This is a genomic window from Rouxiella sp. Mn2063, assembly GCF_049319665.1.
Lineage (GTDB): Bacteria > Pseudomonadota > Gammaproteobacteria > Enterobacterales > Enterobacteriaceae > JBMOUD01.
Genome location: NZ_JBMOUD010000023.1, coordinates 1 through 15,812 on the forward strand (window position 1 = coordinate 1; position 15,812 = coordinate 15,812).

At 47.7% G+C, this 15,812-nt stretch carries 11 protein-coding genes; 5 read left to right on the plus strand and 6 right to left on the minus strand.

What is annotated here, in order from left to right; all coding sequences use genetic code 11:
* Positions 1–216 (plus strand): autotransporter outer membrane beta-barrel domain-containing protein (locus ACL9RG_RS21225; protein WP_422794652.1); only part of this gene is annotated, 216 nt, incomplete at its 5' end.
* Positions 217–446: 230 nt separating this feature from the next.
* Here ACL9RG_RS21225 and ACL9RG_RS21230 read toward each other — a convergent pair.
* Positions 447–923, minus strand: coding sequence for a nuclear transport factor 2 family protein (locus tag ACL9RG_RS21230; protein ID WP_422794653.1), 477 nt, complete (start codon positions 921–923; stop codon positions 447–449).
* A gap of 26 nt (positions 924–949) precedes the next feature.
* On the minus strand, positions 950–1,399 hold the full coding sequence (locus tag ACL9RG_RS21235) for a hypothetical protein (RefSeq protein ID WP_422794654.1): 450 nt from the start codon (positions 1,397–1,399) through the stop codon (positions 950–952).
* Between the two features lie 153 nt (positions 1,400–1,552).
* Here ACL9RG_RS21235 and ACL9RG_RS21240 point away from each other — a divergent pair, with 153 nt between their 5' ends.
* Together ACL9RG_RS21240 and ACL9RG_RS21245 are read left to right on the plus strand one after the other, a co-directional pair.
* Positions 1,553–2,107: a TetR/AcrR family transcriptional regulator gene (locus ACL9RG_RS21240; protein WP_422794655.1), complete on the plus strand. Its 555-nt coding sequence runs from the start codon at positions 1,553–1,555 to the stop codon at positions 2,105–2,107.
* Between the two features lie 70 nt (positions 2,108–2,177).
* Positions 2,178–2,471, plus strand: a complete 294-nt coding sequence (locus ACL9RG_RS21245) for a hypothetical protein (RefSeq protein WP_422794656.1) — start codon at positions 2,178–2,180, stop codon at positions 2,469–2,471.
* A 67-nt stretch (positions 2,472–2,538) separates the two neighbouring features.
* Here ACL9RG_RS21245 and ACL9RG_RS21250 read toward each other — a convergent pair whose 3' ends face one another.
* The 4 genes from ACL9RG_RS21250 to ACL9RG_RS21265 all read right to left on the minus strand — a co-directional run bounded on the left by ACL9RG_RS21250 (position 2,539) and on the right by ACL9RG_RS21265 (position 12,872).
* A complete protein-coding gene (locus tag ACL9RG_RS21250; RefSeq protein ID WP_422794657.1) occupies positions 2,539–3,141 on the minus strand; it encodes a hypothetical protein in 603 nt (200 codons plus the stop codon).
* A complete protein-coding gene (locus ACL9RG_RS21255) occupies positions 3,138–3,941 on the minus strand; it encodes a thioesterase II family protein (RefSeq protein ID WP_422794658.1) in 804 nt (267 codons plus the stop codon). Before ACL9RG_RS21255 ends, ACL9RG_RS21250 begins: the two co-directional genes overlap by 4 nt.
* Positions 3,925–10,383 carry a beta-ketoacyl synthase N-terminal-like domain-containing protein gene (locus tag ACL9RG_RS21260; RefSeq protein WP_422794659.1) on the minus strand — a complete coding sequence of 2,153 codons (6,459 nt, stop codon included), beginning with the start codon at positions 10,381–10,383 and terminating at the stop codon, positions 3,925–3,927. The genes ACL9RG_RS21255 and ACL9RG_RS21260 overlap by 17 nt, the downstream gene beginning before the upstream one ends.
* Before the next feature lie 530 nt (positions 10,384–10,913).
* Entirely contained in the window at positions 10,914–12,872 is a 1,959-nt protein-coding gene (locus ACL9RG_RS21265) for an ATP phosphoribosyltransferase regulatory subunit (RefSeq protein WP_422794660.1), read from the minus strand.
* 337 nt (positions 12,873–13,209) lie between these two features.
* On the opposite strand from ACL9RG_RS21265, the gene hdcC reads away from it, so the two are divergent.
* Both hdcC and ACL9RG_RS21275 read left to right on the plus strand, forming a co-directional pair.
* The gene (gene hdcC / locus ACL9RG_RS21270; RefSeq protein ID WP_422794661.1) at positions 13,210–14,562 is read left to right on the plus strand and encodes a histidine-histamine antiporter; all 1,353 of its coding nucleotides are present in this window, start codon (positions 13,210–13,212) and stop codon (positions 14,560–14,562) included.
* A gap of 87 nt (positions 14,563–14,649) precedes the next feature.
* Complete coding sequence (locus tag ACL9RG_RS21275; RefSeq protein WP_422794662.1) at positions 14,650–15,786, plus strand: histidine decarboxylase; 1,137 nt, start codon at positions 14,650–14,652, stop codon at positions 15,784–15,786.
* The last annotated feature ends 26 nt before the right edge of the window (positions 15,787–15,812 follow it).

Below are 15,812 nucleotides of genomic sequence, written 5' to 3' on the forward strand. Positions count from 1 at the left end.
GGCTATCTGGATCGCGGCACTGGATTACGTTTTGCCAGCGGTAACTCATCGTTCGTGACAGAAAGTGTCTCTGCCTCGCGCGATGGCGCGGTGATCAAGGCCAGTGTTGAAGCGTCAGTGAACAAAAACACCGCTTTATCACTGGGCTACGGTGGTTTGTTATCGCAGAATTACCAGGACAACAGCGTTAACGCGGGCATTACTTGGAATTTCTAATTCTGTTTTTAAAGTAAGTTATCGTTAATCTACGGAGAACGCCGAACAAATCTGTTCGGCGTTCTCGCTTTATAACACCGAGATAAAGAGCATCCCTGCTAAAACCCCGCGTCCTCTTTCCTCCAAGCGCATTACCCTTATTATCGCCTACCCACTTTATTTATTATTCAACGCCCCCCGGTGCTGAATTTACGATAAAGCTAAGCAGGAATAATATCCGCACGTTGAAATTAGAACATGGTATTGGTGTTTTTAGACTGATCGGGTATTGCCTGTATCCTGTCCCAATGTTCGGCGATTTTGCCATTTTTTAGGCGGAAAAACTCTGCAATAGCCAAACCTGGTTGCCCGGGGAAGCGCACCATATGGACATTCAAAATGACATAGTTTCCATCAGTGAAAACTTGTTTGATATCGCTATGAGAATTAGGGTGATCGCTTTTGACCCACTCAAGAAACTTGCGCACACCTTGCGGCCCGTCTTCAGCCGTTGGGTTGTGTTGTTTAAAGTCTGGCGCTAAATAACTGAGTGCCTTATCGATATTCTTTTCATTTAATGCCGCATTGTAAAAGGCTAATACAATCTCTTTATTATGTTCTTGTAGCGATGTTTTATGCGTGCTTGGCTGTGCAGCAACAGCGAGAGAAACAGTGCTTGTTAGCGCGATAAAAGCCACGGTGGCGAAGAGTTTTTTGAATAATGTCATTATCGTGTTTCCTGTTTTTTAATGCGTTATTCGGGAATAAGCTGTGGGTTAACGGCAGCCAGGCTTTTCGCTTCATCGGCGGTTAAATACAGGTCGCCCATTGAGTTGCCAACCATATCCCACATTAATTTTGAAAATAACAAGGCGGCGCTAAGAGGGTGGTGATTGATCATTAATGCATCTGCCTGGCCTTGTTCATTCATATGAACTAATACCGCGCACTCTACCGGTACACCGTTCACGGTCGAACGGTATGACTCCATAAAAAGATCTTTGCTGACATAGTCCCGATAGATGAATTCTTGATAGTCATAAAGCGTAATGGCCTTAGACAGGATGGCCACGATATTTGCACGGCCGGTCACCGGGCGTTTAAGCGCAGTGCCTTCCAGGGTGGCGTCTTCCGCCATATTTGCCCACCAAGGCGCCGGGCTTGTCGGTTTAGGGAGTGGCAATGATGTATCGTTGAATTTCATCGAAAAAATCCTGCTTATAGGAAAAATGATTCATCGGAAGCTCGCGTTAACGGGGGCCAGATGATGCCTTTTAGCTCTAATGATGTTTACCAACACTATTAGGTTTTGTACTATAATCCGCGTCATTCATAAAATTCAAGGCCTATTATTAGAATGAAAATTAGTCAGCAGCGCCTGGAAGAGAATCGCCAGAATTTACTTGATGCCGCGGCACGTTTGTTACGTGAGCAGGGTTGTGACAAGGTGGGAATTGCCGATGTGACAAAAGCGGCTGGCTTAACACATGGCGCTTTTTACAACCATTTCAGTTCTAAAGACGACATGATCGCCAAGGTTTTTGTCCATGTGATGTTGGCACAGCCTGAAGAAGAGATGCCATCTTCTGCTGGCATTGACGCTTTTATCCAGAGTTATCTCACGCGGGAACATGTCGATAATCGCGCGACGGGCTGTATGTATGCGGCCTTTGCTAGCGAAATCTTCAGGCTACCGCCGTCGGCAAGAGGCACCTTAACGCAGGCGTTAACCAATCTGATCGCCCGGCTGAGTCAGAACATGACCTTGGTTAGTGAGGCGGAGCGTCGTCGAGTAGCAATAACGAAATGGTCAACCATGTTAGGCGGGTTAATCCTGGCGCGAGCCGTGGATGACCCGGCGCTTTCTGACGAAATATTAAACGGCGTGTTGCACTCGTTGAGTGCAGATTGAGGCAAATTCTGAGGAACTTAGATTTCTAACGGGATGTCACAGGTATTCATGTTAAAAGGAGTGACATTTCATGGAATGCTTAAAAAAATACGTATATGTGCTTTTTATTCTGCTTTTTCAAAGCGTTGCCGTATCAGCTTCGCCCTATATATTCCCTGATAATGAGGATAAAGACGCTTTATCCTCACCAAAGGTAAAGCCAAATTTATCTTGGGGAAGCTCCGAGTCGCAAACCGAGCAGGCAACATATTGCCTTACTCCTAGCGATCCGGGATGCAGTAATATGTGGCACAAGGAAAGAACACAAGAAGATAACGCGCAAGCACAACGTTACTGGGAGAAAAAATTCCGTCACCCCAGATGACGGCCTTGCAGCTGTCATCCGAGGACGGTGTACCAAGATGGCATTCATCAGTGTGATTTATCTCTTCTCACGCTTCCCCAATGCTGATCTCATAAAGACAACGACTGTCGCTATCCAGTGATTTAAAGACGGCTTTAACCTGATAATCCAGTTTCAGTTCATCGTGTATCGCCTGAACAAAGACATCAATTGCCGGCCAGGTGAGATGCTTTTCTATACCGAGTGCCACCGCAACCTTATGGTAACGATCGGTACCGCCGAGTAGAAAAGCCGCGTGGTTTGCGTGATATGCGGTGATTTCAAATTGGTACTCGGGGTTCGCCGTATAGATAGCGGCGATGATAATGTTCATCACGCCGCGGGCATCCTGTGGGATCTCTTTTTGTGCCAGATAACGTTTAGCAGTGGCGCGTCCGAGTGAATAGATGGTTTCTCTGGAGACAATGTTAATTTGATCGACGCCATATCTGGTGCCGACGATGCTGAGCATATTGCCGTAAAAAGCAGAGGTGATATTCGACATGCCTTGTACTAGATTGGCGATGTTGTCTGGATAAAAATCGCCGACCAGTTGCTGCCAGTTCATCTCGGGCAAATAGACATCGTTTTCGCGGAATTGCGCCGATTGTAGAAAGGTCTGCGGTAGATTCAGGTTGGTATCTTGGCTCATTTGGCTATCCTCATAGAGAGCGGTGCAGCAAGCTCTGGTGCGAGAAGTTCTGGCTCTATATAGGCTTGCGGCATTTCTGCTGTCATGATTTCGGCCAATAGGTGGCGCTGGGTATGCAGGAAAAAATGGCCGCCCTCGATATCATGCAACTTGAAATGCATGACGGTTTTGTCTCGCCATCGCTGCATGTTTTTACGGGTTACCAGTGCGTCCGCTGTAGCGCAAAAAGCACTTATCGGCACGTAAAGCGGTGGCCTGATAGGTGAGGGATAGCGAGCCAGCAGGGATAAATCAGCTCGCAATGCGGGCAAGATCATCTGCTTAATTTCCTCAGGTGCACTCTGAGGTAAACCACCCAGTTCGTCGAGTTCGCGCAACAGTTGCTCATCGCTCAACAGATGTAAACGTTGGCTAATTGGCGGTGTATCCGGCGGCTGGCAGGCACCGACAAAGAAGTGCTTTGGCTGAGGTAGCCCGTGCTGTTTTAATGCCTGTGTTAACTCAAAAGCAACCGTTCCACCCATGCTATAACCCAAAAAGTAGAACTCCCGGTCTAACAGTGGCGCAATTGCAGGCAACAAGGCTGCAATGAGTTCGTCCATGCTGGTAACAATAGGCTCCGCGCTGCGATTTTCTCGGCCTGGCAGGCAGGCGACCAAAATGTCGGTTGCGGGAAATAACCCTGCCCATTGTCGGAAAGAGGCGGGCCCGCCGCCGGCAAATGGAAAGATAAACAAGCGCCTTGGCGCATGCGGGTGGTGAGTTAATGAAGTAAACCAGTTGTCAGTGATAACGTGCATATATCAGCGCCTGAGTTTGTGCAAAGGTAGTGATCTCTATGTCCTGCCAGCCTTTTACGGTTAACAGACCACGCCATGTCTCTTCGTCCAGCAACGGGCCTTTTTGGCGTAATGCGCTATCTGCATAGCGCCACCATCCATCGGTTAGTCCAAAAACCAAATCCAGCCAGGGTTGTTGCTCAATACATTCGACCAACAAAATTGCACCGTTAGGATTTAACCTACGTTGCAACTGATCGAGCGATACGGATAAATCGAGCGTGGTATGAACGACGTTGGCGGCCACAATCAAGTCGAATTTATGACCGTTAAGCTGCTGTTCGTCGATATGGCGTTCAAGATCGAATATCGCAAACTCTACGCAAGGCCACTCGGCAAAGGCATGGCGTGCACGATTGAGGAATGCGTGGGAAATATCGGTAAACAGATAGCGTGGGTCGATATTGGGTAACTGGGTGAGGGTAGGTAACAGTAGTTTTGCCGTGGTGCCGGTTCCTGCCCCGACCTCTAAAATATGCCGTGATGTTTGATGGGATGAAGTTTGGGCCAGCGCCTGTGAGGCAGACCGACTCAATGCATTGTGTACCTCTTCAGTGCCTGGTGCCGATTGATAAAGCGCGGCGATTTCCTGCATGCCATTTTCGCAAAACAGCACGTCGGTACCAAGCTTTTCACCAGTAAGCACCGCCGGTAACTCTCGCGCACATCGCAGTAACATACTGCTGCACAGTTCGGCTTGAGCAGCATCAGGCGAGGCTTGTCGATACATGTCCAGCCTGTGCTCTAGTGCGGCCAACGCGGATTGACTCTCTGCCAGACGAACAGCCACGACCTTATTTTGCTCGATATCGAGCGTGTCTGTTGTGGCAAGATGCGCGCACAGTTGCCGCCATAATTGTAGTCGATGTGGTTGCACGCCGAGCCGTTGCCCTAAGTCATCAACACTTAACGCTAAATGTTGTGGTTTAGATTGATACAACACTGCTAGTGCATAGTTGAATCCGGCAAGCGCCGCGTTATTAATGCTGTGCCTTAAGTCTATTTGAGGCTGTAAGGGCGCTCTCGATGGGAAGTGTGGTTCTGTTTGGCCTGCTACAGGATGCGGCGGTTGATAAACTGCCTGCGGATGGCTTTTTAAAAAAGTTAACTGAGCATCAACCAGCGATCTGAAGCTATCGAGCTGCTGTTGGAATAAAGCTTGATAAGCGTCAAGTGGTGCGGCAGGTGCTGTCTTGAGATGGATCGTTGGTTGCAGAGCGGCGGTGTTTGTCACCGGGGGTAGTATGTGTGGCACGACAATAGATGGCGCGTCATACGAGGCCGCGGCCACGTCATTCACCGCAATATCCGCCCAGAGAGTAGAAACAGAGTTCTCCTGCACAGCGCTTGCAGACTCAAGCTCAATAAAGCCTGTGAGTGCCGTCAAGGTCTTGTACTGGCCAAACAGCTGCGGCACTGTCACCTTAACGCCCAAGCGTTTATCGATGATACTCGCCATCTCTATTAGCAGTATTGAGTCTGCGCCGAGATCAAAAAAGCTGCGGGAAGGATCTACCTGTTCCGGGCGCAGTTTTAATAAATGACCTAAAATCTCCGTCAACACGTGCTGCGTATTGCCTGCCGCCTGATGTTGCGTCTCTTCCTGTGAGCGCGTGACCGGGTGCAGAGGGACAACATTATCAGTACTGGCCACGCCAGGTGTTTTATCTAACCAGTAAGATTGTTGATCGAAGGGATAAGCTGGAAGTACATCGGGACTGACCTGCTCATCAGTGTAAATCGCAGACCAGTTAATCGACAGCCCGGCGGTGTATAAGCGAGCAACGGTGGTTAAGGCGTTATCCCACTCATTTTTACCTGCCGCCAGAGCAACGACATCAGCGTTACCCTGAGCCAGTTTACGTAAGAAAGGCTGCAAAGCCCGACCGCCAATTTCGACCAAGAGTGTGCAGCTTTCCGCTAGTGCGTTTTCGACACAATTCTTGAACTGCACGGTTTCTCTAAGGTGTCTCGCCCAGTGAGCAGCATCCACTTCACTGACTTTATCCCCTTGTAAATTAGCCAGCAAAGTAATGCGCGTTGGATAGCTGCTGACCTCAGCGGCGGCTTTTTCTAACAATTGAGCGGCGTCGCTCATGGAAGCAGAATGGAAAGCTTTGGCGACATCTAAAGCAATGGCCGTCAATCCTTGAGTTTCGCACAGAGTAGCTAATGCGCTTATTCCCTCGGGCGTGCCGGAAATAGTCACGTCATCGGCAGAGTTGATCGCCGCGACTTCAACGTCCAACTGATGCTGGGTAATCAAAGCATTGATGACGTCGGAAGACGTGCGAACGGCTAACATGCGGCCATCGGGTGCGGCATTCATCGCCTGTCCACGCGTGTGGATAAGATACAGGGTATCGCTAAGCGTTAACGCACCGGCAACATGGGCGGCGACATATTCTCCGAGACTATGACCAAAGACACAGTCGGCTATCAGCCCGCAATCCTCCAGCCAGGCTGCCAGCGCCAGCTCACAGGAGGCAATCATCAGCTGCGCGTCGGCAGTGTGCGCAATACGTTTTTTTACCTGTTCATCAGATAGCGAACCATCAAAGAGTTCGCGCACAGTGACAGCACATCTGGCCTTAAGGAGCGCATCGCACTCGTCAATTTTCTGCCGAAATACGGGAATACGCTGATACCATTCACGTCCCATATCGACCTGCTGAATACCTTGCCCGCTAAACACTAACGCCGTTCTTGGTGGCCGATGCACCGGTGAAGGTGCGGCTATATTGGCCTGCGCCTGTAAAGCGTCGATCATCTCATTTGCACTGCTAGCGACCACGGCCAGACGATAGGGGAACACCGAGCGATATTGCGAAGCGGCGCTAGCGAGGTGCTGCCAGAGCTGCGGTGCGGCACGTAACTGCTCGACGCTGGCGGCGGCTAAACTCGCCAGGCTGCTGGCCGAAACTGCGCCCAGTGGCAATACGCGTGGGCCATCGACTAACGCTATTTTTTCCACCGCGGCCGCCCGTTGTACAATCACATGAGCATTGGTACCGCCAAAGCCCATTGAGGTAACGCCGCCATATTCAAAGTCAAAATGCTCGGTAGCTCCCGCGTTGAATTGCAGCCCTTCAGCAAGGGGGAAGGTTGGATTCAGTTGCTTAAATCCAGCAATCGGCGGGACCTGTTGTTCTTGCAAACAGAGGACGACTTTAATCAAACCCGCCAGCCCGGCTACCGCTTCCAGATGGCCGATATTGGCCTTTACCGCACCAATTTTACACGGCGCCGCATGTTGGCCGCCGTAAACGTCGGCGAGTGCGCTGTATTCGATGGCATCACCAAGTACCGTGCCGGTGCCATGTGCCTCAACGTATTTCACTTCTGTCGCGTCGATACCGGCGCTGGCTAGGGCGCTGTGCATCACCGCCCGTTGAGCAACGCCATTCGGCGCAGTTAAGCCAAAGCTGCGGCCATCTTGATTGACGGCTGAACCGGCAATCCACGCCAAGATGCGGTGTTTATTGAGCTGAGCAATGGTCGCGCGCGTCAGAATAATGGCGGCAACGCCTTCGCTTCGTACATAACCGTCCGCTGTTTTATCAAAGCTGTGGCAGCGAGCGGTGGGGGAGAGCATGCCCGCTTTTAGGAAAATGTGGCTAAATTGCGTGTGGAGAATTAAATTTACACCGGCTACGACGGCGCGATCGCACTCCCCGCGCTCAAGGCTTTGCACGGCCTGATAGACGGCAACCAGCGATGAGGAACAGGCGGTATCAATCACCATGCTCGGGCCGGTTAGGTTGAAGTAGTAAGATAGGCGATTGGCCGCAATACTGCTGGCTAATCCGGCTCCGGCGTGTCCGTCGAGGGCAATGTCTTCTTTGGCACACAGCGTGGCATAATCCGTTGCACAGATAGCCACGAACACCCCGGTACGAGAGCCATCGAGTGTTTCGCGAGTCAGGCCAGCGTGCTCAAAAGCATGCCAGACAGTTTGCAGAAGCAGGCGTTGCTGTGGGTCAATCTGCTCGGCTTCTCGCGGCGAGATGTTAAAAAAAGCCGGGTCGAATTGGTCGATATTGTCCAGATAACCCCCGGGGATCTCAAAAACAGCGCTACCCAAACGCTGTAACAGAGCATGGCGAGCTGGCGGAATAATACCGACAGAGCACTGGCCCGATGTTATCAATGACCAATATTCGCTGAGGTTTTTGGCACCTGGCACTGAACATGCCATTCCAATGATTGCAGTGTTGCGTTCTGCTGCCGGTTTTGTCATCCGGGGCGATGTGTTGTCCGCAGTATTACTGGCGCACTGGGTGGCGATGTAACGTGAGAGAGTGTCAAGCGTGGGAAAATCATAAGCCACGCCTGGAGGCACCTTGCTCAAGCCAAAGTGCTGTGCGATGTTACCGCTTAAGAGCACCACCGAGCTTGAATCAAGGCCGAAGTCGCTAAAGGGCAGATGTGGCAGAATATCTTGCTCTGCCAGCCCGCTAGTCGATGCAATCCACGTCGTTAACCATGATCTGATCTGTTTTTCCGCGCTTGATGTGTCAGCAGAATGAGTGGGCTTTTTCTCATTCGATTGCGGTGGTTGAGGCTCAAGAGCGTGTTTATCTGCCGCTAACTGTTTCGCCAATTCTGGCATGACCCACTGGGCTTTAACTGATAGCGTCTGGTCAATAAACTGCTGTTTGGCTTTGGCGCGTTGTACTTTGCCGCTGGTGGTGCGCGGTAGTGTACCGGTGGTAATAAGCGCGATCGCACTCAATTGTAATCCGCATTCATCGGCGATGGCCCGCCGTAACAGACCAAATATTTCCGTGGCGTGTTTATCCACTTTGAAATGCCGTGAGACTTCAATGACCGCGGCAACGACTTCTTGTTCATCAGATTGCAGGGCGAATACGCTAGCTGAACCTTGGCGAATTTGCGGGTGTACCGCCTCCAGTACAGCTTCGATATCCTGCGGATAGTGGCAGCGGCCACGAATAATCACCGTATCTTTAATGCGGCCGGTCACAAATAGTTGCCCATCCAGTAAGAAACCGAGATCGCCGGTACGCATATAACGGTGCGGTTGGGCTGCGTTTTCCCCCGATTCTGCTGACACAGACCAGCCAAAGGTCAGCGCACTTTTATCCGGCTGCATCCAATAGCCAGAAGAGACTGCTTGGTTCGCCACCCAAACTTCGCCAACATGATTAGCGGCAACGGGCACGTGGCTTTCTGGGTCAACAATGGCCAACTGGGTATCGAGTAATGCCGAACCTGAGCTGCAAAGAGTCAGTGCTTCAGCAGCACTCTGGTCGCAAGATACGACCATGCCTTCTGCCAGCGCCGAGCGATCGACAATCACGACGCGCGGAGGTGAGCGTCCATCAATCCCCGATGAGGGGCTGCCGTTATGCGTTCCGGTGACAATACAACTGGCTTCTGCCAGTCCCCAGCAAGGGTTAAAGACGCGCTTATCAAAACCTGCGGGGGCAAAAAAGTCGCTAAACTCTTCCATAGTTTTGGCTCGTACTGGCTCACCGCCATTTAATGCGGTGACCCAGCTTGATAAATCGAGGCGAGCCAACTGTTCTGCTGACACGCTTTTACGTGCCAGGTCATAGGAAAAGTTGGGAGCGGCGGTGTGAGTAATACGAAAATCGCTGATAGCTTGTATCCAGCGCGAAGGTTGCTGAGCGAATACCGGGCCGGGCATGATATAGCAGGCAATATCTGCATAAACCGGCGTCAGCAGCCCATAAATCAACCCCAAATCATGGAAAGGTGGCAGCCAGGTTAAGACTTTTGACTCTGGGCCATGCACCATCGCCTGCTCAAAATATTTAATATTATTCAGCAAATTATGATGAGTAAGTACCACGCCTTTCGGCAGAGAGGTGGAACCCGAGGTATATTGCAACATGGCAATATCATCAGGGGCGACCGGTGCGATAGGTAAAGGCTCATCACTTTGATCTTGAAGCGTATCTTCGACTGCCAGCCAAATTATATCGGACAGGCAATTAAGCGCTTTGGGAAACTCATCAATTGCTCGTTTAATCTCGGGAGTGGTTAAAATAATAGTAGGCGTGGCTGAATCAATAATCGCTTTGATTTTATTCAGCGTTTCTTGCAAATGTGACATGCGAGGCGGAGGAAGCGGAATGGCAATTCTGCCAGAAGAAACACACCCCCAAAATGCATAAAGGAATTCCGAACATTGTGGAAATAATAACGCAATACGATCGTTTTTTTCACTATAATGTGCAAGGTAATTATTAACGGAAGTAACGTGTCTTTTTAACTCATTGTAGGTTATCGATTTTTCTACATTATCGGAACCATTTAAAAATGAATAAATAACTTTATCGGGTGATGAATGCGTGCGTGTATTTAACAGGTCGGCAAGATTATTAACATCTATCTTTTTTGTATCGATAAACATTTCCATCTCCTCAATATGCATATGAAAATATTGAACTTTTTGCAATAAGGCTCCAGCCGGGTAAACACGGAGTGGCTTATGGCCTTGTATATCAAATTTACGTTAGAATGCTTATTAATATATAAAAGATAAACTCATGTATCCAAAGGATAGAGTTTATGAAATAAGTAAAATCTTATTCCTTCCTTGGTGTTGTGCTCGGCGGGACTTTTTTTGCATCAACGTTTAATTCTAGAGGAACAGTAACGACTGTCAATGAAACATATTCATTTTTATTTGTTTTTAAATACTGTCAGTAGAATTGACGTTACATATTTAGTGATTTTTTTGTCACGTCATACATAAGAAAATATTATATTTCATTCGCGGTTATCCCATAATTCATATTAATTTCATTAATCTATGGCTGATAAACTCCGAACGAGGGTAGCTTCATCGCCCAATCGTGCTGAAACATAAATGAGGGGTCATTGAGTGTTCAAATTTGTTGGGGGCAGATTTAAACACTCGCTTCATAAATTTCCTCGGCACTAGTTCAGGCTACGGCTGATCAAGCCAATGGCTTGATAAAAATTAGCTTTTTGATTGCTGTCTGCTTCCCGGTCGATCACCTCAATGTTTTGATCACAGGTATGATTGATCAGCAGTACAAAGCGCGCACCTAATCTGTCGGCATTTTTAAGCTGTTGTGGAACTTTCATATGCGAGCAGTCATTGGAAATGCTCAGCTGTGGAAAGCGCTCGCGAATACGCTTGCCGACCAATAGCGCTGAGGTATTGGCGTTGCTGTCTTTGGGGATCACCACAATATCGATCAGCTTCTGTTTTAATAAATGGGCATGAGTCAGTTGTAACAGATTCATCAGAGGCTCGAGCATAAAGGCGAATCCGCAGGCGTAGATGGGCTTGCCAAGCAGCTGGCTGGCATTGTCGTCATAACGCCCGCCGCGACAGAGCAACGTGTTTTCTGTCAGCTTATCGGTATGCCACTCAAACAGGGTGTGACAGTAGTCGTTGGCGGGGAATAACCGGGGGTCGATGGTATAAGGGATGCCTAGTTTACTGAGAGATTGGGTCAGCTTTTGAAAACGGGCAATGGAGGTCGTGCTAAGAAAGTCGTTCAGCTTGGGGGCAGATTCGCGCAATGAAGGCAAAATCCCTTCTTCGCAGCATAAGAGCTTCTCCGGCGCTTGGTTGATCCACGTCAGCCAGGTTTCTGAAAAAATGACTGAGAACGGCTGAAAGTAGTGCCGTAACGCCAAACGAAACTGCATGAATTCATTTGGGCTGCCCAAGGTATTCATTTTTAACTCCACAAAAGGGCGCAACTGTAAGGATTGAAAGAAATCGTATTGGATCATCAGATGTTCCAACTCAATATCAACACCTTGATAACCAAAGGCTTCAATGCCCAACTGGTGATATTGCTCAATATGATCGCTCTTAAGATAAGAGGAGCGAAACATAGGCCCTTGATACCAAAGTTTACTGGTTAACTGTAGATGCTGATGTTGGGCGATCGCTCTTAAGCAGCCGCTAGTACCTTCTCCGCGTAATAAGGCTTGTCTGTCGAAAAGAATATTTCCCTCCTGAGCCTGTTGTAACCCTACAGGCTGTTGTTCGAACTCGTGTTCCCAGCGTTCTAATAGCGGCACGCGGATCTCCTGATAAGCGTGACGCTGTAGCAGTTGGGCAGCTTGATTCTCCAGCCATACCCAATCTGCCACCTGACTGTGAAATACCTTACGAGGCCGACCGGATTGCCGTGGACGTAGATAGCGATGAATCTGTTTTTCGAGTGCTTTACAGTATCCTTGTGTACCGAGCAGGCAGTTTTGTGCCAGGCAACTTTGAATCTTCGATAAAACGGCATGACTTAATGGAACGCGCATAAATTGTTGAAAGGCGAGTGAACGCTGTGTGTCAGTTTCTCCTAGCTTTAAATATTCATCGTGTGGTGTAAGTTGAATCAAGGATGTCGAATCGATGTGATGAATTTCATTGTTTTGTTGCTGATTTATTTTTAAATGACTCGACTCTAAGTGATTAAATGTAGTCTGGTTTTTTTTAGGGGGAGAATCGTGTTGAACGGAAAAAATATATTTTTGTACTAAAAGGAGATAAGCGCTAGGTTCTATCAAACAGCTGTTATAGCGCCCATTCCATAAACTGCCGCTGCGATGATATTTTTTATTAAAATAGGCGATATAGGTTCGGCCAATATATTGTATGAGCCGGCCTGTGGAATCCTTATTATCTGGTGTTATCAATAATAGTATTTCTCCTGGCGTTAGTGAGTAAGTATGTAAATTTATTGTGTAGTGTTCGATGCCTTTATTTAAGAAGAAAAGAAATTTACTATAATCCTGACTGTCGTAAAAAATGCTCTCATGATTGTGTCCTTTTAATTGAATTAACTGCGGTAGTCCCTGGATAAAGAGTCGATTTCTTCTTGACATACATAATTCTCTAAACTTTTTAAAATACATCCTATGGCATTTTTAGGACTCAAATAATAATCAATTATTAAAATAATCTATACCTTTAATTTGTCTGCGTTGTCAATATTATGTTTTCATTACATTTTTGTAATGTAATTGCATCATTTTATTAATCGCAGTGGATTAATTACTTAAATAAAAAGGGGACGGAGTCAATTTGTATTTTTTAATCGAAATAATTCTGTTTTTATGCTTTCTGTTTCCCATATTAAATTTTTTCGTGATTATGATCACAATTTTGATAGTGATTGAAATTAGAATCGCTTCCGTCAACACGCTTACTCACAATTATCGTCATTCTCACGAAAATAGTAGGAATATTATTATGGGATCTATCAGTGCAAGTTCAGCACATAAGATGGGGGTTGTCGCACTTACGCTAGTGACTGCATCAAATATGATGGGGTCTGGTGTATTTATGCTTCCGACTAATCTTGCCGGCGTTGGTTATATTTCTTTATGGGGTTGGCTCTTTACTATTATCGGCGTTATTGCCCTGGCATTGGTTTTTGCTAAAACCAGTCTGTTAACACCGCGCAGCGGCGGTATTGTCGCTTATGCCAGCGATGCCTTTGGCCCTTTTATCGGTTTTCAAACGACCATGTGTTATTGGATTAGCGCTTGGGTGGGCAACGTGGCGTTATTAGTCGCGGGCGTGGGTTATTTAAGTTATTTCTTCCCGGAGCTTAAAAATCCGGCCATTGGCAGTATTGCTGCCATTATTATCGCCTGGGCCTTTATTTTCCTCGCCAGTTTTGGGGCCAAAGTGGCCGGTCGCGCCCAATCCTTTACCGCCAGTTGCATGTTGGTTGTGGTACTTGGCGTAGGGATTGTCGGCTGGTTCTGGTTTGATCCGCATATGTTCAGCCAAGTCTATAATGGCACCGGTAAGAGCGACTCTTCAGCGATTATTGCGGCATCATCGATTGCTCTGTGGGGATTTCTCGGCGTGGAATCGGCGGTGGTGTCATCCGGCCAGGTTGATAAACCCGAATATACGGTACCTCGCGCCACGGTGTTTGGCCTGCTGATCGCTTCAGTCTGTTATGTCGGCAGCTGTACGGTGATTATGGGGTTGGTTCCACACGATGAACTGGTTAATTCAGCAGCGCCTTTTGCTGATGCTGCTCGCTACATGTTTGGCGAAACCGCGGGGAATATTGCTTCTGCATTGAGTATTATCGCCTGTTTCGGTTCTATCTCCGGCTGGTTGATCCTACAATCCGAAGGGCCACGCGCTGGGGCACAACAAGGCTTATTCCCGAAATTCTTCTCTGATACCAATAAACGTGATGTACCGATGAAGAGTTTAATCTTCACTGGCGTACTGATGAGTGGCGTATTGCTGATGACTGCCTCACCTAATTTGGCTGAACAGTTTAAAGTGATTATTTTGATGTCGGTCTTTGCTTCTCTACTGCCTTATATGTACGCCTTAATTTCACTGCCTATCATTATGGTTTCTAAGAAAATGAATCGTGGCCCGACCTTTATGTTTTATAGCGTAATGGTGGTCATCGGCATGATTTACAGCATCTTCGCGCTATTAGGGTCAGGTACCGACTCGATGTTCTGGGGCATTGTTATGATGATGGTTACTATTCCATTATTCTCCTTTGTTGCTGCGGGGCGCAGTAAGAAAGGCGTTGATGTTCTTTATTTGGATAAAAAATCTTAATTATTTCTCATACACCTATTGGTCTTATTAACTTATTTTTCTTGTTAACAATCAGGTTGTCTAATTCATTTATCTAAGGAGATAAAAATGACGCTTTCTATTGCCGATCAAAATAAACTGGATGCGTTTTGGTCTTATTGCGTGAAAAATCAATATTTCAATATTGGTTATCCAGAATCTGCCGATTTTGATTATACCTTGTTGGAACGCTTTATGCGCTTCTCTATTAATAACTGCGGCGACTGGAGTGAGTATTGTAATTATCTATTGAACTCTTTTGAGTTTGAGAAAGAAGTGATGGAGTATTTCGCTGATTTATTCAAGATTCCTTTTGAAGACAGTTGGGGATATGTGACTAACGGCGGGACGGAAGGGAATATGTTTGGCTGTTATTTAGGCCGGGAAATCTTCCCAGATGGCACCTTATATTATTCAAAAGATACGCACTATTCTGTCGCGAAAATCGTCAAGCTATTGCGTATTAAATCCCAGGTCGTGGAGTCGTTACCAAACGGTGAAGTGGATTACGATGACCTGATGAAGAAAATTGCTGATGATAAAGAACAGCATCCGATTATTTTCGCCAACATTGGTACCACGGTGCGTGGGGCGATTGACAATATTGCCACTATTCAGGAGCGCTTGCGTCAGGCTGGTTTCAAACGTGAAGACTATTATCTGCATGCCGATGCGGCGTTAAGCGGCATGATCTTGCCATTTGTTGATAACCCGCAGCCTTTCACCTTCGCAGAGGGCATTGACTCGATTGGCGTCTCAGGCCACAAAATGATTGGTTCACCGATCCCTTGCGGTATCGTGGTCGCCAAGAGAAAGAATGTTGATATGATTTCAGTCGAAATTGACTATATCTCAGCGCACGACAAAACCATCACCGGTTCACGTAACGGCCATACGCCAATGATGATGTGGCAGGCGATTAAAAGTCACAGCCTGCAAGACTGGCAACGTCGTATCACCCATAGCCTCGAAATGGCGCAATATGCCGTCGATCGTCTGCAAAAAGCCGGGATTAACGCATGGCGTAATAAAAACTCGATTACCGTCGTGTTCCCTTGCCCTTCCGAAGCGGTGTGGAAAAAACATTGCCTCGCCACTTCTGGTGAGGTCGCGCATCTCATCACCACCGCTCACCACCTTGATAGTCAGAAAATCGATGAACTGATCGATGACGTTATCGCGGATAGCAAAAGTAAAGCCGCATAAAAAAGGCAGTGATAGTCACTATCACC

Excerpts from the sequence above, each read along its gene's own strand:
- ACL9RG_RS21260 (WP_422794659.1), bottom strand. The coding sequence starts at position 10,383 with ATGTTTATCGATACAAAAAAGATAGATGTTAATAATCTTGCCGACCTG.
- hdcC (WP_422794661.1), top strand. The coding sequence starts at position 13,210 with ATGGGATCTATCAGTGCAAGTTCAGCACATAAGATGGGGGTTGTCGCA.
- ACL9RG_RS21265 (WP_422794660.1), bottom strand. The coding sequence starts at position 12,872 with ATGTATTTTAAAAAGTTTAGAGAATTATGTATGTCAAGAAGAAATCGA.
- ACL9RG_RS21250 (WP_422794657.1), bottom strand. The coding sequence starts at position 3,141 with ATGAGCCAAGATACCAACCTGAATCTACCGCAGACCTTTCTACAATCG.
- ACL9RG_RS21255 (WP_422794658.1), bottom strand. The coding sequence starts at position 3,941 with ATGCACGTTATCACTGACAACTGGTTTACTTCATTAACTCACCACCCG.
- ACL9RG_RS21245 (WP_422794656.1), top strand. The coding sequence starts at position 2,178 with ATGGAATGCTTAAAAAAATACGTATATGTGCTTTTTATTCTGCTTTTT.
- ACL9RG_RS21235 (WP_422794654.1), bottom strand. The coding sequence starts at position 1,399 with ATGAAATTCAACGATACATCATTGCCACTCCCTAAACCGACAAGCCCG.
- ACL9RG_RS21240 (WP_422794655.1), top strand. The coding sequence starts at position 1,553 with ATGAAAATTAGTCAGCAGCGCCTGGAAGAGAATCGCCAGAATTTACTT.
- ACL9RG_RS21230 (WP_422794653.1), bottom strand. The coding sequence starts at position 923 with ATGACATTATTCAAAAAACTCTTCGCCACCGTGGCTTTTATCGCGCTA.
- ACL9RG_RS21275 (WP_422794662.1), top strand. The coding sequence starts at position 14,650 with ATGACGCTTTCTATTGCCGATCAAAATAAACTGGATGCGTTTTGGTCT.